At 71.2% G+C, this 22771-nt stretch carries 20 protein-coding genes; 10 read left to right on the forward strand and 10 right to left on the reverse strand.

Going from position 1 to position 22771, the window contains the following annotated elements; translation table 11 throughout:
• Positions 1–103: 103 nt before the first annotated feature.
• The gene (locus ACA089_RS07815; RefSeq protein WP_372015367.1) at positions 104–994 is read right to left on the reverse strand and encodes a lytic transglycosylase domain-containing protein; all 891 of its coding nucleotides are present in this window, start codon (positions 992–994) and stop codon (positions 104–106) included.
• 150 nt (positions 995–1144) lie between these two features.
• Between ACA089_RS07815 and miaB the strand changes: the two genes are divergently transcribed.
• Complete coding sequence (miaB, locus tag ACA089_RS07820) at positions 1145–2602, forward strand: tRNA (N6-isopentenyl adenosine(37)-C2)-methylthiotransferase MiaB (RefSeq protein WP_372017696.1); 1458 nt, start codon at positions 1145–1147, stop codon at positions 2600–2602.
• An 8-nt stretch (positions 2603–2610) separates the two neighbouring features.
• On the opposite strand, the gene ACA089_RS07825 is transcribed toward miaB, so the two are convergent.
• Genes ACA089_RS07825 through ACA089_RS07840 form a run of 4 tightly spaced genes read right to left on the reverse strand, consistent with a single transcriptional unit; the run spans position 2611 to position 6322 of the window.
• Positions 2611–3699: an ABC transporter permease gene (locus tag ACA089_RS07825; RefSeq protein ID WP_372015370.1), complete on the reverse strand. Its 1089-nt coding sequence runs from the start codon at positions 3697–3699 to the stop codon at positions 2611–2613.
• Positions 3696–4619 (reverse strand): ABC transporter ATP-binding protein, encoded by a 924-nt coding sequence (locus ACA089_RS07830; RefSeq protein ID WP_372017698.1) that lies wholly within the window; start codon positions 4617–4619, stop codon positions 3696–3698. The genes ACA089_RS07825 and ACA089_RS07830 overlap by 4 nt, the downstream gene beginning before the upstream one ends.
• A gap of 52 nt (positions 4620–4671) precedes the next feature.
• Positions 4672–5628 (reverse strand): HlyD family secretion protein, encoded by a 957-nt coding sequence (locus ACA089_RS07835; RefSeq protein WP_372015372.1) that lies wholly within the window; start codon positions 5626–5628, stop codon positions 4672–4674.
• Positions 5621–6322, reverse strand: coding sequence for a TetR/AcrR family transcriptional regulator (locus tag ACA089_RS07840; protein WP_372015373.1), 702 nt, complete (start codon positions 6320–6322; stop codon positions 5621–5623). Before ACA089_RS07840 ends, ACA089_RS07835 begins: the two co-directional genes overlap by 8 nt.
• A gap of 123 nt (positions 6323–6445) precedes the next feature.
• On the opposite strand from ACA089_RS07840, the gene ACA089_RS07845 reads away from it, so the two are divergent.
• The 8 genes from ACA089_RS07845 (at position 6446) to ACA089_RS07880 (ending at position 14232) form a co-directional block, all read left to right on the forward strand.
• Entirely contained in the window at positions 6446–7432 is a 987-nt protein-coding gene (locus tag ACA089_RS07845; RefSeq protein ID WP_372015376.1) for a PhoH family protein, read from the forward strand.
• 40 nt (positions 7433–7472) lie between these two features.
• Positions 7473–7943: an rRNA maturation RNase YbeY gene (gene ybeY / locus ACA089_RS07850; RefSeq protein WP_372015378.1), complete on the forward strand. Its 471-nt coding sequence runs from the start codon at positions 7473–7475 to the stop codon at positions 7941–7943.
• 7 nt (positions 7944–7950) lie between these two features.
• A complete protein-coding gene (locus tag ACA089_RS07855; protein WP_372015379.1) occupies positions 7951–8568 on the forward strand; it encodes a hypothetical protein in 618 nt (205 codons plus the stop codon).
• Positions 8569–8613: 45 nt separating this feature from the next.
• Complete coding sequence (locus ACA089_RS07860; RefSeq protein ID WP_372015382.1) at positions 8614–9495, forward strand: HlyC/CorC family transporter; 882 nt, start codon at positions 8614–8616, stop codon at positions 9493–9495.
• Positions 9495–10700: a lipoprotein N-acyltransferase Lnb domain-containing protein gene (locus ACA089_RS07865; RefSeq protein ID WP_372015384.1), complete on the forward strand. Its 1206-nt coding sequence runs from the start codon at positions 9495–9497 to the stop codon at positions 10698–10700. Before ACA089_RS07860 ends, ACA089_RS07865 begins: the two co-directional genes overlap by 1 nt.
• A 46-nt stretch (positions 10701–10746) precedes the next feature.
• Positions 10747–11757, forward strand: coding sequence for a magnesium and cobalt transport protein CorA (locus tag ACA089_RS07870; protein ID WP_372015386.1), 1011 nt, complete (start codon positions 10747–10749; stop codon positions 11755–11757).
• Positions 11758–11908: 151 nt separating this feature from the next.
• Positions 11909–13996, forward strand: a complete 2088-nt coding sequence (locus tag ACA089_RS07875; RefSeq protein ID WP_372015387.1) for a carbon starvation CstA family protein — start codon at positions 11909–11911, stop codon at positions 13994–13996.
• An 11-nt stretch (positions 13997–14007) separates the two neighbouring features.
• Positions 14008–14232, forward strand: a complete 225-nt coding sequence (locus ACA089_RS07880; protein WP_372015390.1) for a YbdD/YjiX family protein — start codon at positions 14008–14010, stop codon at positions 14230–14232.
• Positions 14233–14449: 217 nt separating this feature from the next.
• On the opposite strand, the gene ACA089_RS07885 is transcribed toward ACA089_RS07880, so the two are convergent.
• The 4 genes from ACA089_RS07885 to ACA089_RS07900 all read right to left on the reverse strand — a co-directional run bounded on the left by ACA089_RS07885 (position 14450) and on the right by ACA089_RS07900 (position 20732).
• Positions 14450–15712 carry a DUF819 family protein gene (locus tag ACA089_RS07885; RefSeq protein ID WP_372015392.1) on the reverse strand — a complete coding sequence of 421 codons (1263 nt, stop codon included), beginning with the start codon at positions 15710–15712 and terminating at the stop codon, positions 14450–14452.
• An 86-nt stretch (positions 15713–15798) separates the two neighbouring features.
• Positions 15799–17958 (reverse strand): S9 family peptidase, encoded by a 2160-nt coding sequence (locus tag ACA089_RS07890; protein WP_372015394.1) that lies wholly within the window; start codon positions 17956–17958, stop codon positions 15799–15801.
• 94 nt (positions 17959–18052) lie between these two features.
• Positions 18053–20005, reverse strand: coding sequence for an OPT family oligopeptide transporter (locus ACA089_RS07895; RefSeq protein WP_372015396.1), 1953 nt, complete (start codon positions 20003–20005; stop codon positions 18053–18055).
• A gap of 214 nt (positions 20006–20219) precedes the next feature.
• Positions 20220–20732, reverse strand: coding sequence for a single-stranded DNA-binding protein (locus tag ACA089_RS07900; RefSeq protein WP_372015399.1), 513 nt, complete (start codon positions 20730–20732; stop codon positions 20220–20222).
• A gap of 153 nt (positions 20733–20885) precedes the next feature.
• Here ACA089_RS07900 and ACA089_RS07905 point away from each other — a divergent pair, with 153 nt between their 5' ends.
• Positions 20886–21893 carry a polyprenyl synthetase family protein gene (locus ACA089_RS07905; RefSeq protein ID WP_372015400.1) on the forward strand — a complete coding sequence of 336 codons (1008 nt, stop codon included), beginning with the start codon at positions 20886–20888 and terminating at the stop codon, positions 21891–21893.
• Between the two features lie 22 nt (positions 21894–21915).
• On the opposite strand, the gene ACA089_RS07910 is transcribed toward ACA089_RS07905, so the two are convergent.
• On the reverse strand, positions 21916–22716 hold the full coding sequence (locus ACA089_RS07910) for a dienelactone hydrolase family protein (protein ID WP_372015403.1): 801 nt from the start codon (positions 22714–22716) through the stop codon (positions 21916–21918).
• Positions 22717–22771: the final 55 nt, after the last annotated feature.

Below are 22771 nucleotides of genomic sequence, written 5' to 3' on the forward strand. Positions count from 1 at the left end.
CCGCGCCCCGCCCGTCACGGCGCGGTCCGGTCGCAAAAGACGGCGAAGTGTAACGGAAGCCTTAACAGGCCGACAATGGCGGCCGTCGCCTCCGCGGGCACCATCAGCGCGCCGCCAGCACGCCGCGGTAGCGTTCGGCGAGGACGCCGACCCGCTGCACGTAGCGCTGGGTCTCGCTGTAGGGCGGCACGCCCTTGTAGCGGTCGACCGCCCCTTCCCCGGCGTTGTAGCCGGCCGCGGCCAGGGTCAGGTCTCCGTTGAAGCGCCTGAGCAGCCAGGCCAGGTACTGAACCCCGCCACGGATGTTCTGGCTGGCGTCGTAGCTGTCGGCGACGCCGAAGCGGCGCGCGGTGGCCGGCATCAGCTGCATCAGCCCCTGGGCGCCGGCATGCGACAGGGCGGCGGGGTTGTAGGCCGACTCGGCATGGATGATCGCGCGCACGATCGCCTCCTCGACCCCGAATTCGCGCGCCGCGGCGGCGATCTCGGCCTGGTAGGCGCTGGTGTTGAGGCGCACGGTGGCGAAGCTGACCCCCGGGTTGACCGCGCAGGCGTAGCACCGCTCGATGTAGCTGTAGGCGATGGTGCGCACCTGCCCGGCCCCGGCGCCACCCGCTGGCGGCCGGCTGCTGAAGTGGCGCACGCCATCCTTCATGTACGAATAGACCTGGCCACTCACCCGGCGCTGCGGCGCGCTCGCCCGGGGCGCGGGAAGCGGCGCGGGCACGATGGCATCGGAGCGGCTCGAGGCCGGGACCATCACCGCGGCCGCCGGCGCGGCGGGGGCAGGCGCGGCAGGTGCCACCGGCACGGCCGCACGCCGCCGGTCGGGCGTGTACTGGCTGAAGACCTTGCACTGGGCGCCGGGAATGCGCTTGTTGACGTAGCTGGAGACCCCGTCCGCGCCGACGCAGCGGTACAGCGTGCCCGCACTGGCCGGCAGCGCGGCCAGCGCCAGCAGCATGGCGCCCGCTTTCCCCAACATCCCCTTCATGGCGCGGAGTATCCCGGCTTCCCTGGCCATTGCCAAGCCATTGGCCGACAAGTGGAAAAACGTGCCCGGCGTCGCGGATCGGCCGCCCGCCGCGGGGTAGCCCGGCTACAATGCGCGCCCCGCCCGCCTGGATTAACCGCCATGACCGGGATGAACGCCACGCCGGACACCGCTCCGGACGCCGCCATCGCGCCCGCCACCTCCCCTGCCGCCGTCCTGGTCCCGCTCCCGGGCGCCGTGCCGCGGGCGATCCCCGGCGGGGCCCGCGGCAAGCTCTACATCAAGACCCACGGGTGCCAGATGAACGAGTACGACTCGGCCAAGATGGCCGACGTGCTCGCCGAACACGAGGGCCTGGAGCTGACCGACGTCCCCGAAGAGGCCGACGTCGTGCTGGTCAACACCTGCTCGATCCGCGAGAAGGCCCAGGAGAAGGTGTTCAGCCAGCTCGGCCGCTGGAAGGCCCTGAAGAACAATGGCCGCGAGGTGATCATCGGCGTGGGCGGATGCGTGGCGTCGCAGGAAGGCGAGGCGATCGTCAGGCGCGCCCCGTACGTGGACCTGGTGTTCGGCCCGCAGACCCTGCACCGCCTGCCCGAGCTGATCCGCGCCCGGCGCGAGCAGAACCGGCCGCAGGTGGACATCAGCTTCCCGGAGATCGAGAAGTTCGACCGCCTCCCGGAGCCCCGCGCCGAAGGCCCCAGCGCCTTCGTCTCGATCATGGAAGGCTGCTCCAAGTACTGCAGCTTCTGCGTGGTGCCCTACACCCGCGGCACCGAGGTCAGCCGCCCGTTCGAGGACGTGCTGGTCGAGGTGGCGCAGCTGGCTTCGCAGGGCGTGCGCGAGATCAACCTGCTCGGCCAGAACGTCAACGCCTACCGCGGCCCCATGGACGCCACCGATGAAGTGGCGGACCTCGGCCTGCTGATCCGCACCATCGCCCAGATCGAGGGCGTCGGCCGGATCCGCTTCACCACCTCGCACCCGCTGGAGTTCTCCGACTCGCTGGTGGAGGCCTACCGCGACGTGCCGCAGCTGGCCGACTACCTGCACCTGCCGGTCCAGGCCGGCAGCGACCGGGTCCTCAGCGCGATGAAACGCGGCTACACCGCGCTCGAGTTCAAGCAGAAGATCCGCAAGCTGCGCGCGGTGCGCCCGGACATCTCGATCTCGTCGGACTTCATCGTCGGCTTCCCGGGCGAGACCGATGCCGATTTCGAAAAGACCATGAAGCTGATCGAGGACGTGGGCTTCGACCAGAGCTTCTCCTTCATCTACTCCCGCCGCCCCGGCACGCCGGCCGCGGACCTGGAAGACGACACGCCCGAGGCGGCCAAGCACGCCCGCCTGGAGCGCCTGCAGAAGCACATCAACGAACACGCCGCCGGCATCTCGCAGCGGATGGTCGGCACGGTCCAGCGCGTGCTGGTGGAAGGCCCCTCGAAGAAGGACCCCACCGAGCTCACCGGCAAGACCGAGAACATGCGCTCGGTGAACTTCCCGGGGTCACCGCGCCTGGTCGGCCAGTTCGTCGACGTGGAGATCACCGGGGCGCTGACCAACTCGCTGCGCGGGCGGATCGTCCTTCGCGGCGACGCCACCGGCTGAGCGGCGGCTCAGTCCAGCCGCTTGCGGAAGCGCAGTACCGCGGCGGTCATCATCACCGCGGCGAAGGCCACCAGCGCGAGGACGTCCGGCCACAGCTCCCACAGGCCGGCGCCGCGCAGCATGATCCCGCGCACCAGGCGCATGAAGTGGGTCAGCGGCAGCACCTCGGCCAGCCATTGCGCCGCCTTCGGCATGCCCGAAAACGGGAACATGAAGCCCGACAGCAGGATGGACGGCAGGAACACGAAGAACGTCATCTGCATGGCCTGGAACTGCGAGGCCGCGCGGGTGGAGATGAGCAGGCCAAGGGCCAGGTTGGCCAGGATCAGCAGGCCCGCGGCCAGGTAGACGTCGAGCAGGCTCCCGCCGAGCGGCACCTGGAACAGCCACAGGCCCAGCGCCAGCACCACCGTGGTCTGGACCAGGCCGATGGCCACGTACGGCAGCACCTTGCCGACCATCAGCTCGAAGCTGGTCACCGGACTGGCGATCAGCAGTTCCATGTTGCCGCGCTCGCGTTCGCGCACGATCGCCACGGCCGTGAACAGGACCATGGTCATGGTCAGGATCACCCCGATCAGCCCCGGCACGATGTTCACCGCCGAGCGCCGCTGGGGATTGTAGAAGGCGACCACCGACACCGGCTGCTGGGCGCGCACGTCGATCACCGCCGCGTCCAGCGGCATCCGGGCCAGCTGCACGGCGGCGCTCTGCACCGCGTTGTCGCTGCCGTCGACCAGGATCTGCACCGACTCGCGCCCCTCCGCGCGGCGCGCCTCGAAGTCCGGCGGAATCACCACGCCGATGCTGATCCGGCCGCGGCGCATCTGCTCGACCAGCTCCTGCGGGGTGGCCGCGTCGAGCACCGGGCGGACGACGCCGCTGGCGACGATGTCCATGGCCAGCGCGCGCGAGGCCGAGGTCCGCGCCTGGTCGACGAATCCGGTCGAGAGGTCGCGCAGGTTGGTGTTGATCGCGTAGCCGAACAGCAGCAGCTGCACCACCGGTATGCCGATGATCATCGCCAGGGTGATGCGGTCGCGGCGCATCTGCCTCAGCTCCTTGACCATCACCGCCAGCAGCCGGCCCGCCTTCATGCGCCCGGCTCCCTGCGATGCAGGCCCTGGGTGGCGGCGACGAACACGTCCTCCAGGTTGGCGCGGACCGCGGCCACGTCCGCCTCGACGCCTGTCCGCGCCAGCGCATCCCGCACCGCGGCCACCGAGCCGTCGGCGTCGAGCAGCACGCGCAGCTGGTTGCCGATCTGGGCGACGCTGGCGACCCCGGCCGCGCCCTCGAGCGCCCGCTGGGCGCGGCGCGGCGCGGCGGCTTCGACCAGCAGTGCGCGCCCGTCCAGGGCGTCGGCCAGGCCGGCGGGCGTGCCGTCGGCCACCAGCGCGCCGCGGTCGAGGATGGCGATGCGGTGGCAGCGCTCGGCCTCGTCCATGTAGTGGGTCGACACCAGCAGCGTGGTGCCGGCGTCGGCGAGTTCGAACAGCTTCTCCCAGAAGTCGCGCCGGGACTCGGGGTCGACCGCGCTGGTGGGCTCGTCCAGGAACAGCACTTCGGGGCGGTGGATGACGGCGCCGGCCAGCGCCAGGCGCTGCTTCTGGCCCCCGCTCATGGTGCCCGCCAGCTGCTTCTGGCGGTCGCCGAAGCGGTAGCGCTCGACCAGTTCGTCGATCCGCGCCCGCGCGGCGCGGCGCGGCAGCCCGTACACGGCCGCGAGGAACTCGAGGTTCTCGCGCACGCCCAGGTCCTCGAACAGCGAGAACTTCTGGGTCATGTAGCCGATCCGGGTGCGCAGGCGCTCGGCCTCTTGCGGAATGCGCAGGCCGAGCACCTCGATCTCGCCGCTGGTGGGCGTGAGCAGCCCGCACAGCATGCGGATGGCGGTCGACTTGCCCGAGCCGTTGGGACCGAGGAACCCGTACACCGACTGGCGCGGCACGTCGAGGTCGAGGTGGTCGACCGCGACCAGCGCGCCGAAGCGGCGGGTCAGGCCGCGCACGCGGATCGCGAGCGGGCCGTCGGCGTCGACCGTGGTCGCGCCGCCGGTGGCGGTGGCCTCAGTCGACGGCATCGAAGCGCACCTCCACCGGCACGCCGGCCGGCAGCTCCGAGGCGGCGGGTTCGAGCTGGACTTCGGCCAGGTAGCTCAGGCGCTCGGCGTCCTGGCCGGTCAGCGCGAAGTACGGGGTGAACGCGGGTTCGCTCTGGATCATCCGCACGCGCCCCGGAAAGGCCTGGTCGTGGCCGGCCACGTGCACCGCGGCGCGGTCGCCGATCCTGACCCGCGCCCGCAGCGCCTGCGGCACGTAGATGCGCGCGTGCGGCGCGTCGCCGACCAGCAGCACCGCCAGCGGTGCGCCCACCGGCGCCTGGTCGCCGGCCTCGTACGGCAGGCTGTCGACGCGACCGGCGCGTGGCGCGACCACGTCGAGCTTGCGCAAGGTGGTCGCGCGCGCATCCGCCTGGGCCGACGCCGCCGCCAGCGCGGCTTCGCCCTGCGCCAGCTGCTCGGCACGGGTGCCGCGCTCCAGCTCCAGCAGCGCCGCCTGCGCCTGCTGCGCCTGCGCAGCGGCGCTGGAGGCATCGGCGCGGGCCCGGTCCACCACCGCGGCGGCGACGAGCTGCCGCGCGCCCAGCGGACGCAGCCGCTGGTAGTAGGCCTGCGCATCGGCGGCCAGCGCACGGGCGCTGGCGAGGCTCGCCCGTGCCTGCGCGATGTCCTCCTCGCGTGGTCCCGCACGCAACTCCTGCAGCACCTCCCCGCTCTGCCGCGCCTGGGCCTGCAGCGCGGCGAGCTCGGCCTGTCCGGTCGCCTGCTCCAGCTGCAGCAGCGGCGCACCGGCGGCCACGCGCTGGCCTTCGCTGACCTCGATCCGGACGATGCGCTCGGCCGCCGGCGCCGGCAACGTCACCCGGTCCCATTCCAGGGTGCCGAGCGCCTGGGGCGGCTGGCGCCCGCAGGCGACCAGCAGGACGCAGGCGCACAACAGGCAGAAATTCCGGACGTCAGTCACGGCGCAACTCCAGTCCACGATCGAGCAGGGCCAGCGCATGGCGGCGCAGGTCGTCCACGCCGAGGTCGCCGGCGTCGAAGATCTGCCGCCAGATCGGCGCACCGGCGGCGGGAAACAGGGTCAGGCCTACCAGCGAGACCATCAGCAGGCGCGGATCCAGCGCCGGATTGAGCTCGCCCCTCGCCTGCGCGGCGGCGAAGCGGGAGGCCATGAGCACCGGGATCGCGGGGGCGATGCGCCCGGTCAGGAGGCCGCGCAATGCACCGCCCTCGCTGACCACCTCGCGCACCCACAACGCCGGCAGCCAGGGATGGCGGACCACCACGTCCGCCATCCCGTCGACGAACGCCGCCACCAGCGCGGCCATGTCGTCCCCTGCGCCGGCGACCGCCTCGCGCAGCGGGGCGAGGGCCGGCAGCACGCGTTCCTCGACCACCGCATCGAGCAGCTGGCGGCCGTCGCCGAAGTAGTAATGCAGCAACGCCGGCGTTACCCCCGCATGCCGGGCGATGTCGCGCAGCGACGTGGCGGCGATGCCCTTGTCCGCGTAGCAGGCCAGTGCGGCGTCGAGCAGGCGCGGGCGCAGGTCGGGGGCGTCGGCGCCCGGGCGACCGCGACCACGCGGCGGCGCGCTGCCGGCGCCGCCGCCAGCAGCGGACCTTCGACGGCGGGCGGGAGGGGTCGACCGGGCCATGGAACTTATTTAACCCCTCAATTAATTAAGCGCAAGTGACGGTGCTCCGTGGCTGGCCGGCACGTGACGGGCGCGCTACCCTCTGCCTCCCCTGCCGACCGATCGCGCGGTTCCAAGCGCCCCATGCCTGCCCCCGCCCACCGCGATTTCACCCTCGAGCCTTCCGATACCGAACGCCTGGCCAACCTGGCCGGCCCGTTCGACGGCCACCTGCGCCAGATCGAGCTGCGCCTGGGCGTGGAGATCGCCAACCGCGGCAACGTGTTCCGGATCAGCGGCGACGAGGACGCGGTGGCCAGCGCCGAGCACCTGCTGCGCGCGCTCTATGCCGAGTCCGGCGAGGCCACGTTCGACAGCCACGCCATCCACCTGCGCCTGAACGAAGCCAACGTCGACCAGCTCGACGACGGGGGCTTCCAGCCGCAGGACGTGGCGGTGAAGGTGCGCCGCGGCACCATCCGCGGCCGCGGCGCCAACCAGGCGCGCTACCTGCACGCGATCGCCACCCACGACATCAACTTCGGCATCGGCCCGGCCGGTACCGGCAAGACTTTCCTGGCCGTGGCCATGGCCGTGGACGCGCTCAACGAATCGCGGGTGCAGCGGCTGGTGCTGGTGCGCCCGGCGGTCGAAGCGGGCGAGAAACTCGGCTTCCTGCCCGGCGACCTCACCCAGAAGGTCGACCCGTACCTGCGCCCGCTGTACGACGCGCTGTACGAGATGCTCGGCGTGGAGAAGGTGGTCAAGCTGCTGGAAAAGAACGTCATCGAGATCGCACCGCTGGCCTACATGCGCGGGCGCACGCTCAACGATGCGTTCGTGATCCTGGACGAGGCGCAGAACACCACCATCGAGCAGATGAAGATGTTCCTGACCCGGCTGGGCTTCGGCTCGACCGCGGTGGTGACCGGCGACATGACCCAGGTCGACCTGCCCAAGCACGTCAAGTCCGGGTTGCGGGATGCGATCGACGTGCTGCGCGAGGTCGACGGGGTGAGCTTCACCTTCTTCGAGGCGCGCGACGTGGTCCGCCATCCGCTGGTGGCCAGGATCGTCAGCGCCTACGACCGCCGCGACGCGCACGACCGCGAGAGCGGCCCGGCATCATGACCCACGGCGCACGCATGACCGCCATGTACCGGATGACGCCATGACCAAGGGCCCCGTCCGCCTCGACGTCACCGTCAGCTATGCGGCGCCGCGCGCAGGCGTCCCGTCCGCGGTGAGCTTCCGCAAGTGGGTCGCCGCAGCGCTCAAGAGCCGCATCCGCGAAGCCGACCTGGCGATCCGGATCGTCGATGCGCGCGAGGGACGCGCGCTCAACCGCCACTACCGCGGCAAGGACTACGCGACCAACGTCCTCAGCTTCCCGGCCGACCTGCCCGAAGGGGTCAAGATGCCGCTGCTGGGCGACCTGGTGATCTGCGCGCCGGTGGTGGCGCGCGAAGCGAAGGAACAGGGCAAGCCGGCGGCGGCGCACTACGCGCACCTGACCGTGCACGGCGTCCTGCACCTGCTCGGCTGGGACCACGATGACGACAAGGAAGCCGAGGCGATGGAACAGCTCGAACGCGAGATCCTCGCCGGCCTCGGCCTGCCCGACCCCTATGCGGAGGAATGATCCGGACATGCCACGGGCCCGACTGCTCCGACCCGCATTGCTCGCCGCCCTGGTGGCGGCTGCCGCGCCGCCGGCCCAGGCGGCCGGCGCAGCGCCCGGTCCGTCGACCCCGCCGGACCTCGCCGCCCTGATCGAATGCCGCCTGGGGCACGCGGACTTCATGGGCTACCTGGACATGCTCCGGGATCCGCTGAAGGCGGTGGCGCTGGGCTGGCGACCGCAGGCGCAGGTGAACCCCTTCATGGTCGAGTACCGGCTCAACTCGCCGGTGACCGTCTTCGGCCGCGCCAGCGACCACATCGCCTTCGCCGGCGACGGCGTGGTGGCCGTGCTCGACCTGGCCGATCCGCGCGTGCTCGCCCGCGAACTGCAGCTGGAAACCGGGGTGGATACGCCGCAGAAGGCGATCTTCGGCCGTGAGGCACGCGCCACCGAAGTGGCGGGGCCGGACGGGCGCGCCGGCTGGCTCGACACCGCCGTGCTCAATGTCTCCAACGTGGATTCGCACCCCGGCAAGACCCTGGCCGGCTGCAGCTACAGCCTGGATCCGCCCGAACCCGCCGAGGCGCCGGCGCCGGGCACGGAAACGGCGGCGCCCTCGCCCGGGAACGCCCAACCGCGCTAGACTGGCCGCAACGCCCGGATTCCCGGGCGCCTGTTTCTCCAACGAATGTCCGAAGACGACAGTAGTCGCACCGCGCCGGAGCCGCACGAACGCCGGCGCTCCTGGCTGGAGCGGATCAGTTCCGCATTTTCCGGCGAACCCGATACGCGCGAGGACCTCGTCGCGATCCTGCGCGATGCGCAGGGCGACGGCCTGATCGACACCGACACGCTGCGGATGATGGAGGGCGCCCTGTCGGTGTCCGAGCTCACCGTGGGCGACGTGATGGTCTCGCGCTCGCAGATGGTCTCGCTGTCGGCCGGCGCGCGCTTCCTGGACCTGATGAAGCAGGTGGTCGAATCCGGCCACTCGCGCTTCCCGGTGCATGGCGAGGACCGCGACGAGATCCTCGGCATCCTGCTGGCCAAGGACCTGCTGCGCGGCGTGGTCGCCGACAACGGCCCGGGCGACATCCACGGGTTGCTGCGCCCGGCGGTCCTGATCCCCGAATCGAAGAAGCTCAACCTGCTGCTCAAGGAATTCCGCCTCTCGCGCAACCACATGGCGATCGTGGTGGACGAGTACGGCGGGGTGGCCGGCCTGGTCACGATCGAGGACGTGCTCGAGCAGATCGTCGGCAAGATCGACGACGAGCACGACGACGCCGAGGACGGCAGCGCCCTGATCGCGGCGCAGGCCGACGGCCAGTACGTGGTCGACGCGCTCACCCCGATCGGCGACTTCAACGAGCGCTTCGGCGCGGCGTTCCCGGACGACGAGTACGACACGATCGGCGGCCTGGTGACCGAGGCGATCGGCCACCTGCCGGAGGTCGGCGAGGAACTGACCCTGGACCGCTTCGAGTTCCGGGTGATCCGCGCCGACGCCCGCCGCGTGCGTGCGTTCCAGGTGGCGGTGATGGCGCCGGACCCGCAGGACGCCGCGTGATGCCCGCGCAGTCCCGGCGGCCGGCGTGGCCGGCCGTGCTGGCCGCCTGCGCGCTGCTGCTGGCCCTGCTGCCGCCGTTCGCCGCGCGCGCCGCCGACGCGCCGCGGATCGGCGTGATGACGATGCAGCCGGGCGAGGTGTTCTTCGAGCGCTTCGGCCACGATGCGATCGTGGTGGTCGACCCCGACAGCGGCGAGGCCACGTCCTACAACTTCGGCTTCTTCGATCCCACCGAGCCGGACTTCCTGCCGCGGTTCCTGCGCGGGGAAATGATGTACCACCTGGTGGCGCTGCCCGCCGGCGAGGACCTTGCCCAGTACCGCGCGGCCGGGCGCGGGGTGAGCGTGCAGTGGCTGGACCTCGAGCCGGCGCAGGCCCGCGCCCTGGCCGATGCGCTGGCCGAGCGCGCCCGCCCCGAGAACTCGCGCTACCGCTACGACTACTTCACCGCCAACTGCGCCACCCAGGTACGCGACGCGCTGGACGATGCGATGGGCGGGGCGCTGCGCGCGCAGCTGGCCGGGCGCTCGCGCGGCAACACCTACCGCAGCGAAGCGGTGCGCCTGGCGCGGCCGGCGCCGTGGATGTGGCTGGGTTTCGATGCGGGCCTGGGTCCCTACGCCGACCGCCCGTTGTCGCGCTGGGAGGAGGCGTTCGTGCCGATGCGCCTGGCCGACAGCCTGCGCGAGGCGCGCAACAGTGCCGGCCGGCCGCTGGTGCTGTCCGAGGAACCGGTGCTGCCGCACCGGATCGCGCCGGAGCCGGAGGAGCGGCCGCGGCGCTGGTGGCCGGCCCTGGTCGCCGGACTGGCGCTCGCCGCGGCGGTCTTCGCCGCGCGCCGCCGGCCGCGGCTGGTCGCGGGCCTCGCGCTGCCGCTGTGGCTGCTCTGCGGCCTGGCGGGCGCGCTGCTGGTGTTCATCTGGGGCTTCACCGCGCACCAGGCCGGCTGGGCCAACCGCAACCTGTTCTGGCTCAGTCCGCTGTGCCTGCTGCTGATCCCCGGGGCGGTCGCGCTGCTGCGCGGGCGCGCGCCCGGTCGCCTGTTCCGGCCGCTGCTGTGGAGCGTCGCCGGACTGGCCGCGCTGGGCTGGGTCCTGCACTGGCTGAGCCTGCAACCGCAGTACACCCTGCCGTGGATCGCGCTGCTGCTGCCGGTCCACGCGGCGCTGGCGCTGGCACTGGGGCGCGCGACGCCGCCACGCTAGCGGCCACGGGTTGCCCGCCGCGTCCGCGCGGCGCACGATGCGGCGCATGGACCTCGCCGCCGCACCCGCCAACCCCGCCTGCGTCATCAACTGCGTGTGGTACGACGGCGAAGGCCGGCGCCACGACCTGCCACTGGAAAGCCTGAGCGACCGGCTCCAGGGCGCCGGGCCGGGCTTCGCCTGGGTCGGCCTGTACGAGCCCGCCGACGAGGTGCTGCGCAAGCTGCAGGAGGAACTGGGCCTGCACCCGCTGGCGGTGGAGGACGCGCGCAACGCCCACCAGCGGCCGAAGGTCGAGGCCTACGGCGACACCCTGTTCCTGGCGGTGCACACCGCGCAGATGGTGGACGGCAAGATCCGCTACGGCGAGACCCACGCCTTCCTCGGCCCGCGCTTCCTGCTGACGGTCCGGCATGGCGGCTCGCTGTCCTATTCGTTCGCGCGCAGCCGCATGGAGCGCGAACCCGAACTGCTGCGCGCCGGCCCGGCGATGGCGCTGTACGCGGTGCTGGACTTCATCGTCGACAACTACGCGCCGATCGTCGACGAGCACCGCGACACCCTGCACACGCTCGAGCGCGACATCTTCTCCGACACCTACCGCCGCGCGATCGTCGTGCGCCTGTACGACCTCAAGCGCGACCTGACCTACATGCGTGTGGCGGTGTCGCCGCTGCAGGACGTGCTGGCGCAGCTGATGCGAAGCCAGGCCGGCCAGGGCCAGCTGGTGCCCGAGGGCGTGCGCATCTACCTGCGCGACGTGCACGACCACGTGCTGCGGATCAACGACGCCATCGACACCCTGCGCGACATGCTCGGCACCGCGCTGAGCGTGAACCTGTCGCTGGTGACCCTGGCCCAAGGCGAGACGGTCAAGCGCCTGGGCGCCTGGGCCGCGCTGCTGGCCGCGCCGACCCTGGTCACCAGCTGGTACGGCATGAACTTCGAGCACATGCCGGAACTGTCGCCGCGCTGGGCCTATCCCGTGCTGATCGCGGCGGTGGCCGGGATCTGCATCGGGCTCTACCGCCTGTTCAAGCGCGCGCGCTGGCTCTGAGCGCAGCCGCGCACGCGAAACATGACCGCGTTCACCTGCCCCCCGATGTTGCAACCGCACATGCTACGAAAGTCTTACCGGTCGCGACGCGCTTCGCATTGACCTGCGGGGCCCGCGGGACGACCCTTGTCCGGTACCCACGGAGATTCCCATGAAATCCTTCTCCAAAGTCGGCTGGGTGGCGCTCGCGCTGCTCGGCGCGTTCTGCCTCGGCACCGTCGCGCTGCGCCGCGGCGAACAGATCAGCGCGCTGTGGATCGTGGTCGCGGCGGTGTCCATCTACCTGGTCGCCTACCGCTACTACAGCCTGTACATCGCGAAGAACGTGATGGGGCTGGATCCGCGCCGGGCCACGCCCGCGCACATCCACAACGATGGCCTGGACTACGTCCCGACCAACAAGCACGTGCTGTTCGGCCACCATTTCGCCGCCATCGCCGGCGCCGGCCCGCTGGTCGGCCCGGTGCTGGCCGCGCAGATGGGCTACCTGCCCGGCATGATCTGGCTGATCGCCGGCGTGGTCCTGGCTGGCGCGGTGCAGGACTTCATGGTGCTGTTCATCTCCAGTCGCCGTGACGGCCGCTCGCTCGGCGACCTGGTGCGCGAGGAGATGGGCCCGGTGGCCGGCACGATCGCGCTGTTCGGCGCGTTCCTGATCATGATCATCATCCTGGCGGTGCTGGCGATGATCGTGGTGAAGGCGCTGGCCGAGAGCCCGTGGGGCATGTTCACGGTGATCGCGACCATGCCCATCGCGATCTTCATGGGCATCTACATGCGCTACATCCGGCCCGGCCGGATCGGCGAGATCTCGGTGGTCGGCATCGTCCTGCTGCTGCTGGCGATCTGGTTCGGCGGCAAGGTCGGCGCGCACCCGACCTGGGGCCCGGCCTTCACCTTCACCGGCACCCAGATCACCTGGATGCTGATCGGGTACGGCTTCGTCGCCGCGGTGCTGCCGGTGTGGCTGCTGCTGGCCCCGCGCGACTACCTGTCGACCTTCCTTAAGATCGGCGTGATCGTGGCGCTGGCCATCGGGATAGTGATCGCCAGCCCGGAAGTGACCTCGCTGAAGATGCCGGCGCTGACCCAGTTCGCCAGCACCGGCGACGGCCCGGTGTGGAAGGGCGGGCTGTTCCCGTTCCTGTTCATCACCATCGCCTGCGGCGCGGTCTCGGGCTTCCACGCCCTGATCTCCTCGGGCACGACGCCCAAGCTGCTGGCCAACGAGACCCACGCCCGCTACATCGGCTACGGCGGCATGCTGATGGAATCGTTCGTGGCGATCATGGCGCTGGTCGCGGCCTCTATCATCGAGCCCGGCGTGTACTTCGCGATGAACAGCCCGGCCGCGGCGATCGGCACCGAGGCCGCGGACGTGGCCGCCAAGGTCAGCAGCTGGGGCTTCGTGGTCACGCCCGACGTGCTGACCCAGACCGCCAAGGACATCGGCGAGCACACCATCATCTCCCGCGCCGGCGGCGCGCCGACGCTGGCGGTGGGCATCGCGGTGATCCTGCACGACGCGCTGCCCGGCGGCGACGCGATGATGGCGTTCTGGTACCACTTCGCGATCCTGTTCGAGGCGCTGTTCATCCTCACCGCGGTCGACGCGGGCACCCGCGCGGGCCGCTTCATGCTGCAGGACCTGCTCGGCAACTTCGTGCCGGCGCTGCGCCGGACCGAGTCGTGGGGCGCCAACGTGATCGGCACCGCCGGCTGCGTCGCGCTGTGGGGTTACTTCCTCTACCAGGGCGTGGTCGATCCGCTGGGCGGCATCAATACGCTGTGGCCGCTGTTCGGCATCGCCAACCAGATGCTCGCCGGCATCGCGCTGATGCTGTGCACGGTGGTCCTGTTCAAGATGAAGCGCGACCGCTACGCCTGGGTCACGATCGTGCCGACGGTGTGGCTGCTGATCTGCACCACCTGGGCCGGCCTGATCAAGATCTTCGACGGGAACCCGGCAATCGGCTTCGTCGCCCAGGCCCGCAAGTACCAGCAGGCGATCGCCGACGGGCAGTTGCTCGGCACGGCCAAGAGCATGGCCCAGATGCAGCAGGTGGTGGTCAACAGCTACGTCAACACCGCGTTGACCGTGCTGTTCCTGTTCGTGGTGTTCAGCGTGCTGGTGTACGCGGTCCGCGCCATCGCCCGGGCCCGCCGGACCAGCGAACGCACGGACCGCGAGACGCCGTTCGTGGCGCTCACCGACGACCAGGTCAAGGCCTGGCTGTAAGGAGGATCGCCATGGGCACCCAGCTCGTCCCGCTCGACCACTTCGCCACGCACAAGCGTGTGTGGCGGAGGCTGGTCCAGACCGCCCGGCTGTGCTGCGGCATCCCGGACTACGACAACTACGTCCGGCACGTGCTGGAAAAGCACCCGGACCGCGAGCCGATGGACTACAAGACGTTCTTCCGCGAACGCCAGGAGGCCCGCTTCGGCGGGCGCTCGGGATTCCGCTGCTGCTGAAGGGCGCGATCGGTGGGTGTGAACGCGAAGGGCGAAGCCGGCGGCTTCGCCCTTCTCATGGTGGCGCGGCCCTGGCCCGCTGTTCCGGCGAGGTGCCGGTCGAGCGGGGGCTTGCCCCGCTGCTCCCGATCGCGGGCGCAACCACAGTTCGCAAGCCCCGCCCCTGCGATCGCCGGACCAGGCCGGCTGGCCTACTCGCCGGACGCTGCGAGCAGGGTCAGCCCTGACCGGCCATCGAGCGCAGCACCACGCCGACGATGTAGGCGGCGACCGTGCCGGTGGCGTAGCCCAGCGCGCCGAGCAGCGCGCCTACCGGGGCCAGCGACGGATGGAACACCGAGGCCACCACCGGCGCGGACGCCGGGCCGCCGATGTTGCTCTGCGAACCCATCGCGAAATAGAAGAACGGCACCTTCAGCAGCCTGGCCAGCCCGGCCAGCAGCACGATGTGCACCATGATCCAGATGAAGCCCAGCGCCAGCAGCCACGGCTTGTCGGCCAGCGAGCCGATGTCCATCTGCATGCCGATGCAGGCGATCAGGATGTACAGGAACAGCGAGCCGATCTTCGATGCGCCGGCGCCGTCGAGCGTGCGCGCACGGGTCAGGCTCAGGCCCAGGCCGATGAAGGTGGACAGCACCACCACCCAGACGAACGGCTCGTGCAGGCTCACCTGCCGCGACCACGACACGTTCTGCGCGAACCAGGCCGAGGCCGGGCCGGCGATCGCATGCGACAGGCCGACCGCACCGAAGGCGATGCCGACGATCACCATCAGGTCGGTCAGCGAGGCCACCCGCTCGTGCTGCTTCTGGTAGCTGGCCAACCGCTCCTTGAGCGCCTCGATCGCCCGCGTGTCGGCGCCGGTGCGCGCGTCGATCGCGGCGGCGCGGTTGGCGAGGAAGATCAGCACCGCCATCCACACGTAGCCCACGCCCACGTCCACCACCACGAACTGGCCGAAGGTGGTCTCGTCGACGGCGAAGATCTCCTTCATCGCGAGCATGTTCGCGCCGCCGCCGATCCAGCTGCCGGCCAGCGCGGCCATGCCGCCCCAGGTGCCGCCGGCCACGGTTTCCGGATGGACCAGGTCCATCACCCAGAAGGCGACGAACGCGCCGAGCATGATGCTGATCGATGCCGCCGCGTACATCGCCAGCAGCTTCGGGCCCAGCCGCAGCACGCCCTTGAGGTCGATGGTCAGGGTCAGCAGGACCAGCGCCGCCGGCAGCAGCACCCGGCTGGCGACCGGGTTGTAGAGCTTGCTGGCGCCGCCGTCGATCAGGCCGATGCTGTTGTAGATGCCGGGGATGAAGTAGCACAGCAGCAGCGCCGGCACCCAGGTGAAGAACTTCTTCCAGAACGGAGTCGGTCCGCTGGAAAGCCAGAAGATCAGCCCCAGCGTGGCGGCGATCAGCCCGAACAGGACGATGTCGTTCTGGATCAGCGCGGTGGACGGTTCGGTGGCTTCGATCGCCATCGGCGGCGTCTCCTTCGTTGCGTGCGTCGGGGCGGAAACGCGATGGCCGGCATCGCGCCGGCCATCGCCTGTTCAGTGCGTCCGCATCACTGGCCGATGTGGCGCTTCAGCCAGGCGTTGACGGTGTCGTGCCAGAGCACGCTGTTGGCCGGCTTGAGCACCCAGTGGTTCTCGTCGGGGAAGTACAGCAGCTTGGATTCGATGCCCTTGCGCTGCAGCGCGGTGAAGGTCGACAGGCCCTGGTCCACCGGCACGCGGTAGTCCTTCTCGCCCTGCACCACCAGCATCGGCACCTTCCACTTCGCGACGTGGTTGACCGGGTTGAACTTCTCGTAGTTCGCGGGCTGGTCGAACGGGGTACCGCGGTTCTCCCATTCGGTGAACCACAGCTCTTCGGTCACATAGCCCATCGAGCGCGTGTCGAACACGCCGTCGTGGTTGACCAGGCACTTGAACGGCGCGTTGCCCTGGGCGTCGAACCAGTTGCCGGCGATCCAGTTGATCATGTAGCCGCCGTAGCTCGCGCCCAGCGCGCAGGCGCGGTCGCCATCGAGGAACGGGTACTTCGCCTGCGCGGCGGCCCAGCCCTTCTGCAGGTCGACCAGCGGCTTGCCGCCCCAGTCGCCGCTGATCGCGTCGGTGAAGGCCTGGCCGTAACCGGTCGAGCCGTGGAAGTCGATCATCACCACCGCGTAGCCCTGGCCGGCGTAGGTCTGCGGGTTCCAGCGGTAGCTCCAGCCGTCGCCGAAGCTGCCCTGCGGGCCGCCGTGGATGAGGAACGCGACCGGATAGGCCTTGCCTTCCTCGTAGTTCCACGGCTTGACCACGTAGCCGTGCACGGTCTCGCCGTTCCAGCCCGGGAAGCTGAACTGCTCGTACGCGCCGAACGCGACGTCCTCCAGCACCTCGCCGGCGGCCGGCGTCACCGCCCGTTGCGCTTCCGGATCGGCCAGCGGCGCGATGAACAGCTGGTCGCCGCTGGCGAGGGTGTTGCGGGTGAAGGCCAGCGTGTCGCCGGCGACCTCGAACGCGGAAATGCTGCCGCCCCCCACGACCCGGTCGACCTTGCCGGTGGCGATGTCGACCGCGAACAGCGGGTGCTGGCCCAGTTCCTGCGCGGTGGTGTAGATCGTGCGACCGTCCGCGGACAGGGTGATGCCGTCGGCGCTGCGGTCCCAGTCCGGCGCGATCTCGCGGGTGGCGCCGGTGGCCATGTCGCGCGCCATCAGGCCGAAGCGGTCGGCTTCGAACCCCGGGCGCTTCATCGCGCGGTAGTACAGGGTCCCGCCGTCGGCGCTGAACACCGGCCCGGTGTCCCAGGCGCGGTTCTGGCCCTGCGGGCCGGGCGAGGCCGCGCCTGCCCCGGTGCGGTCGTCGAAGGTGAGGTTCCTGAGCGGCTGGCCGACGCGGTACTGGTACAGGTCGAAATCGGTGGACCAGGCTTCCTTGCGGTCGGCGCGGCGCATCGCGAAGACGATCGACTCGCCGTCCGGCGACCAGGTGTACTCGTCGTTGCCGCCGAACGGCCTGGAGGGAACGTTGCCCGGGCCGTCGGAACCGATGGCCGCATCGACCAGGAACACCGCGGACGGGGTCTTGCCCGTGGACGGGGTGGTCACGAACAGGCGGTTGTGGCGCCCGTCCTCCCAGGTGTCCCAGTGGCGCACGAACAGCTGGTCGTAGACCACGCCGCTGGCGCGGGACGCCTTGCGGTCGTCCAGCCGCTTGACCGTGCACGCCAGGTCGGCGCCGCAGTCCGGGAACACCTCCATGCTCAGCGCCAGGCGCTTGCCGTCCGGCGAGAGCTTGAATGTGCCGACGTCCAGCGGGAAATGCGTGGCCTGCTTCGGCGCGCCGCCGGTGGCCGGCATCACGTAGACCTGCTGGCTGCCGGACTGCGCGCTGAGGAAGTACAGCCACTTGCCGTCGGACGAGAACGCGGGCGAATTGACGTTCCAGCCGGCCGGGGTCAGGCGGGTGGGCGAGCCTTCGCGGCCCAGGTCGCGGATCCACAGCGAGGTCGACGCCTTGCCGAGGTCCTCGCCCTTGCCGCCCAGCATCTCGCGCCGCGCGAACACGACCAGGCCGCCGTCCGGCGAGAGCACCGGCGAGGACACCCGGTCCAGGCGCTGCAGGTCGCGCACGTCGAAGCCGCGGGCGGCCTCGGCCGGGCCGGAAGCCAGCAGGCCCAGCGCGGCGGCCAGGGCCAGCGGCAGGATCGGGGACGTGGACAGGGCGGGCTTCATCCGGGGCTCCAGCAAGGTAAACCCCGGATGGTAGGCCGCCGCCGCCGGCCGGCGCAAAGGCGGAAGGTCATGCCGTCCGCCGCCGGCCCGCGGCTCAGGCGGCGCGCTCGCCGCGCCTGCCGACCCGGTAGAGCAGCCAGCCGACCAGGGCCAGCACCACTAGCCCGACCCACTGCGCCGCCGCGCCGAAGCCGAACGGCAGCGCCAGCACTTCGGCATCCTGCGTGATCACGATCGGCAGGGCGATGGCGATGCCCATCAGCGCCTCGCCGGTGATCAGGCCGGCCGAAAACAGCACGCCGGGCCGGTGCACGCGGTCCAGGGCCGCCTCGTCATCGGCGCGGACCTTGTGGAAGCGCTCGACCAGGTGCGCGAGCAGGCCGCCGAGGAAGATCGGCACCATCAGCTCGAGCGGCAGGTAGATGCCGATCGCCGCGGCCAGCACCGGTACGCGGAAGCGCGAGCCACGCGCCTTCAGCCAGCCGTCCAGGGCGATGGTCAGGGCGCCGACCACGCCGCCGATGGCGATCATCGTCCACGGCAGCTGGCCGCCGAACAGGCCCTTGGCCACCGAGGCCATCAGGTTGGCCTGCGGCGCCGGCAGGGTCTTGGAGCCGATGCCGTAGGCCTCCTGCAGCAGGTTCAGCACCGGCGCCATGATCAGCGCGCAGGAGAACGCGCCGATGCCGAGCATCAGCTGCTGCTTCCACGGCGTGGCGCCGACCAGGTAGCCGGTCTTCAGGTCCTGCAGGTTGTCGCCGCCGACCGCCGCCGCGCAGCACACCACCGCGCCGATCATGATCGCGGCCACCGCGCCCAGCGGCGCGCCGTTGACCTGCTGCAGGCCGTCGTTGCCGAGCAACAGCAGCAGCACGACCGATGCGAACAGGATCGTGGCGATGGTGATGCCCGAGACCGGGTTGTTGGACGAGCCGACCAGGCCGGCCAGGTAGCCGGACACGGACACGAACAGGAAGCCGGCGACGATCATGATGATCGTCATCGGGATGCTCACGTGCCACTGCCCGACGATGGCGTGGTACAGCGCCAGCAGCGGCAGCACGAACAGGACCAGCGCCACCAGCATCCACTTCATCGGCAGGTCGCGGTCGGTCTCGCTGGTCGCCTGCCCGGCCGCGCCCTTGCGCGCGGCGGCGAAGCCGCTGCGGATGCCGGCGAGCAGCGAATTGCGCAGCGAGAACAGGGTCCACACGCCGCCGACCAGCATCGCGCCGACGCCGAGGAAGCGGATCTTCGCCGACCAGATCGCGAAGGCCGCGTCGGCCGCCGGCGCGCCGGCGATGCCCGCGGCCAGCGCCGGGTCGCTGTCGAGGAAGAACGCGTGGTAGAGCGGGATGGCGATGTGCCAGGACAGGATCGCGCCGGACAGGACCACGATGCCCACGTTCAGGCCGACGATATAGCCCACGCCCAGCAGCGCCGGCGACAGGCCGGTGCCGAGGTAGCCGATCAGCTTGTTGTTGGCGAAGTAGCCCGCCACCGCCCAGCTGTCGGGAATCATCCGCAGGCCGTTGGCCGCCGCCAGCTTGACCAGCGCGCCGATCGCCGCGGAGACGCCGAGGATCTTCAGCCCCGGCCCGGGGTTCTCGCCGGCCTTGAGCACTTCGGCCGCGGCCTTGCCTTCGGGGAACGGCAGCGGTTCCTCGACGATCATCGTGCGCCGCAGCGGCACCGAGAACAGCACGCCGAGCAGTCCGCCGAGGCCGGCGATGCCCAGCACCCACCAGTAGTCGAAGTCGGGCCAGTAGCCCATCAGCACCAGCGCCGGGATGGTGAAGATCACGCCCGCGGCGATCGACGAGCCGGCCGAGGCGCCGGTCTGGACGATGTTGTTCTCCAGGATCGTGCCGCCGCCGAGCAGCCGCAGCACGCCCATCGAGACCACCGCCGCGGGAATCGCGGTGGCCACGGTCAGGCCGGCGAACAGGCCCAGGTAGGCGTTGGCCGCCGACAGCACCACCGCCAGGACGATGGCGAGGACCACGGCGCGGAAGGTGAGCTGCGGCGTCTTTTCAGGCCCGGACATGCGGTTTCCCCTGCAAACATGAAGCCGGACACGCTATCGGCCGGGGCCGGGCAAGTCCAGCCCCGCCCGGCGGGTGGCCGTGGGACGCATGTCGACCGGATGGGGTCGCCGCGGCGGGCGGAGCGCCAGGCGCCGGTGGGCGCCTGGCACCGGGGCCGGCCGGCGAAGCTCCGTCGCCGGCCCGGGCGCGGCCCGGGCGCGGGCCGCGACGTCCTCAGAACGGGATGTCGTCGTCGGCGAAGTCGTCGTTGAAGCCGCCGGACTGCGGCGCGGCGGCGGCCGCGGCCGGGGCGGACGCACCGCGCTGCTGGGAGAAGTCGCGGCGCGGCGGCGCGCTGCGCTGCGGGCGGTCGCCGCGGTCGGCATAGCCGCCGCCCTCGCCACCGCCGCCGGCGCGGCCGCCGAGCATCTGCATCTCGTCGGCGACGATCTCGGTGATGTAGCGGTCCTGCCCGTCCTGGCCGGTGAACTTGTCGTAGCGGATGCTGCCCTCGACGTAGCACTGCGAGCCCTTGCGCAGGTACTCGCCGGCGATCTCGCCGAGCTTCCCGAAGAACTTCACCCGGTGCCACTCGGTGCGTTCCTGCTGGTTGCCGTCGCGGTCCTTGCGCACGCTGGTGGTGGCCAGGCGGACGATGGTGACGGCCATGCCGGACTGGGTGTACTTGGTTTCGGGATCGTCGCCGAGGTTGCCGACCAGGATCACCTTGTTGATGCCACGCGCCATTGTCTTGGGTTCCGTTTCGGGCCCGGCACGGCCCGGGCATAGAGGCATTGGAGTATAGCCGCGCACCCCGCGCCATCGCTGAACTCCGCGGCCCGGGGTAGGGTTTGTCCGGCCGCCGCCCTTATAATTCAGGCACTTTCCCAGGCGGCCCGCATGGCAGACCAGTCCAGTCCCGTTCCCCACGCCACCCTGCCGCAGATCCAGGCCCTGGCCGCCGGCGACATGGCCGCGGTGGATGCGCTGATCCGCACCCGCCTGGCGTCCGACGTGGTCCTCATCAACCAGATCGCCGAACACATCGTCTCCGCCGGCGGCAAGCGCCTGCGGCCGATGCTGGTCGTGCTGGCGGGCCAGGCCACCGCGGACGCGGCGGCCGCCGGCCCCGACCACCACCAGCTGGCGGCGATCGTCGAGTTCATCCACACCTCGACCCTGCTCCACGACGACGTGGTCGACGAATCCGACCTGCGCCGCGGGCGCCGCACCGCCAACGCGATCTGGGGCAACGCCGCCAGCGTGCTGGTGGGCGACTTCCTCTACTCGCGCAGCTTCCAGCTGATGGTCGAGCTGGACCGGATGGAGGTCATGCAGGTGCTGGCCGACACCACCAACCGCATCGCCGAGGGCGAGGTCCTGCAGCTGCTGCACGTGCGCAACCCGGACACCGACGAGGCCGCCTACCTGCGGGTGATCGAACGCAAGACCGCGGTGCTGTTCGCCGCCGGCACCCGCCTGGGCGCGCTGGCCTCCGGCGCCGGCGAAGCGGTCCAGCAGGCGCTGTACGACTACGGCATGAACCTGGGCTACGCGTTCCAGATCGCCGACGACGTGCTCGACTACACCGCCGATGCCGCCGACCTGGGCAAGAACCTCGGCGACGACCTGGCCGAGGGCAAGGCCACGCTGCCGCTGATCCACGCCATCGCCCGTTCGGACGAGGCCACCCGCCAGCGCCTGCGGGCGATCGTCGAGCACGGCGACAGCGACGCGATGCCCGAGGTGCTCGCCGCGATCCACGCCACCGGCGGGCTGGACTACAGCCGCGCGCGCGCCCTGGATTACGCGCGGGCCGCCGAGGCCGCGCTGGCGGGCCTGCCGGAAAGCGCCGCGCTGGCGGCGCTGCGCGGCCTGGCCCGCTACGCGGTGGAGCGCACGCACTGAGCGTGCGCTGCGCGCGGCGGCGTCAGTCGCCGAGCTGCTCCTCGAAGAAGTTGTCGACCATGACGAACGCGCGCCGCGCGGCGCGGGCGTCGTAGCGGCAGTTGCTGGCCGGGTCGTGGCCTGCGCTCTCCTCGGCGAAGCAGTGCACCGCGCCGCTGAAGTTGACGAACTGCCAGTCCGCGCCCGCCGCATCCATCTCCTTGCCGAAGGCGAGGATGTCGTCCTGGCTGACCGCCTTGTCGGCCGCCCCATTGAGCACCAGCACCGGCGCCTTGACCGTGGCCCCCGCGGCCGCCGGGGTCGGCGTGCCCAGCCCGCCGTGCAGGCTGACCACGCCGCCGAGCGGGAGGCCGGCGCGGGCGAGCTCGAGCGCCGCGGTTCCGCCGAAGCAGAATCCCAGCGCGCCGATCCGCGCCGCATCCACCGGCGCGCGACCGGCCTGCGCCTTCAGCACCTCGACCGCCTTGGCGGTGCGGGCGCGCAGCAGCGGCCGGTCCCCGCGCAACGCCCCGGCGATCCTGCCGGCCTCGGCGCTGTCCTTCGGCCGCACCTGGCTGCCGTAGACGTCGGCGACCAGCACCACGTAGTCGTCGCCGGCGACGCGGCGCGCGGTTTCCACCGCGTCGTCGGTCACGCCCATCCAGTTGGGGACCATCACCAGCCCGGGGCGCCGGTCGTCGTCCTCGTCGTCGTAGACCAGCACGCCGCTGAAGCGGTCCTTGCCGATCGTCCACTCCACCTTGTCCGCGCGCGGCTTGGCCGCGGCGGGGATCGACAGGACGAGCGCGGCCAGCGCGCCTGCCGCAACGAGGAAACTGCGCATGGTCGGTTCTCCGGGATCGGGAGGACCGAGTGTAAACGCCGGCCTCCGGCCAGGG

The sequence above is a fragment of the Pseudoxanthomonas fibrivorans genome (assembly GCF_041464125.1).
In the GTDB taxonomy this organism is placed as follows: domain Bacteria; phylum Pseudomonadota; class Gammaproteobacteria; order Xanthomonadales; family Xanthomonadaceae; genus Pseudoxanthomonas.

Coding starts and splice junctions, on each gene's coding strand:
- ACA089_RS07815 (WP_372015367.1), bottom strand. CDS start 994: ATGAAGGGGATGTTGGGGAAAGCGGGCGCCATGCTGCTGGCGCTGGCC.
- miaB (WP_372017696.1), top strand. CDS start 1,145: ATGAACGCCACGCCGGACACCGCTCCGGACGCCGCCATCGCGCCCGCC.
- ACA089_RS07825 (WP_372015370.1), bottom strand. CDS start 3,699: ATGAAGGCGGGCCGGCTGCTGGCGGTGATGGTCAAGGAGCTGAGGCAG.
- ACA089_RS07840 (WP_372015373.1), bottom strand. CDS start 6,322: ATGGCCCGGTCGACCCCTCCCGCCCGCCGTCGAAGGTCCGCTGCTGGC.
- ACA089_RS07845 (WP_372015376.1), top strand. CDS start 6,446: ATGCCTGCCCCCGCCCACCGCGATTTCACCCTCGAGCCTTCCGATACC.
- ybeY (WP_372015378.1), top strand. CDS start 7,473: ATGACCAAGGGCCCCGTCCGCCTCGACGTCACCGTCAGCTATGCGGCG.
- ACA089_RS07855 (WP_372015379.1), top strand. CDS start 7,951: ATGCCACGGGCCCGACTGCTCCGACCCGCATTGCTCGCCGCCCTGGTG.
- ACA089_RS07860 (WP_372015382.1), top strand. CDS start 8,614: ATGTCCGAAGACGACAGTAGTCGCACCGCGCCGGAGCCGCACGAACGC.
- ACA089_RS07865 (WP_372015384.1), top strand. CDS start 9,495: ATGCCCGCGCAGTCCCGGCGGCCGGCGTGGCCGGCCGTGCTGGCCGCC.
- ACA089_RS07870 (WP_372015386.1), top strand. CDS start 10,747: ATGGACCTCGCCGCCGCACCCGCCAACCCCGCCTGCGTCATCAACTGC.
- ACA089_RS07875 (WP_372015387.1), top strand. CDS start 11,909: ATGAAATCCTTCTCCAAAGTCGGCTGGGTGGCGCTCGCGCTGCTCGGC.
- ACA089_RS07880 (WP_372015390.1), top strand. CDS start 14,008: ATGGGCACCCAGCTCGTCCCGCTCGACCACTTCGCCACGCACAAGCGT.
- ACA089_RS07885 (WP_372015392.1), bottom strand. CDS start 15,712: ATGGCGATCGAAGCCACCGAACCGTCCACCGCGCTGATCCAGAACGAC.
- ACA089_RS07890 (WP_372015394.1), bottom strand. CDS start 17,958: ATGAAGCCCGCCCTGTCCACGTCCCCGATCCTGCCGCTGGCCCTGGCC.
- ACA089_RS07895 (WP_372015396.1), bottom strand. CDS start 20,005: ATGTCCGGGCCTGAAAAGACGCCGCAGCTCACCTTCCGCGCCGTGGTC.
- ACA089_RS07900 (WP_372015399.1), bottom strand. CDS start 20,732: ATGGCGCGTGGCATCAACAAGGTGATCCTGGTCGGCAACCTCGGCGAC.
- ACA089_RS07905 (WP_372015400.1), top strand. CDS start 20,886: ATGGCAGACCAGTCCAGTCCCGTTCCCCACGCCACCCTGCCGCAGATC.
- ACA089_RS07910 (WP_372015403.1), bottom strand. CDS start 22,716: ATGCGCAGTTTCCTCGTTGCGGCAGGCGCGCTGGCCGCGCTCGTCCTG.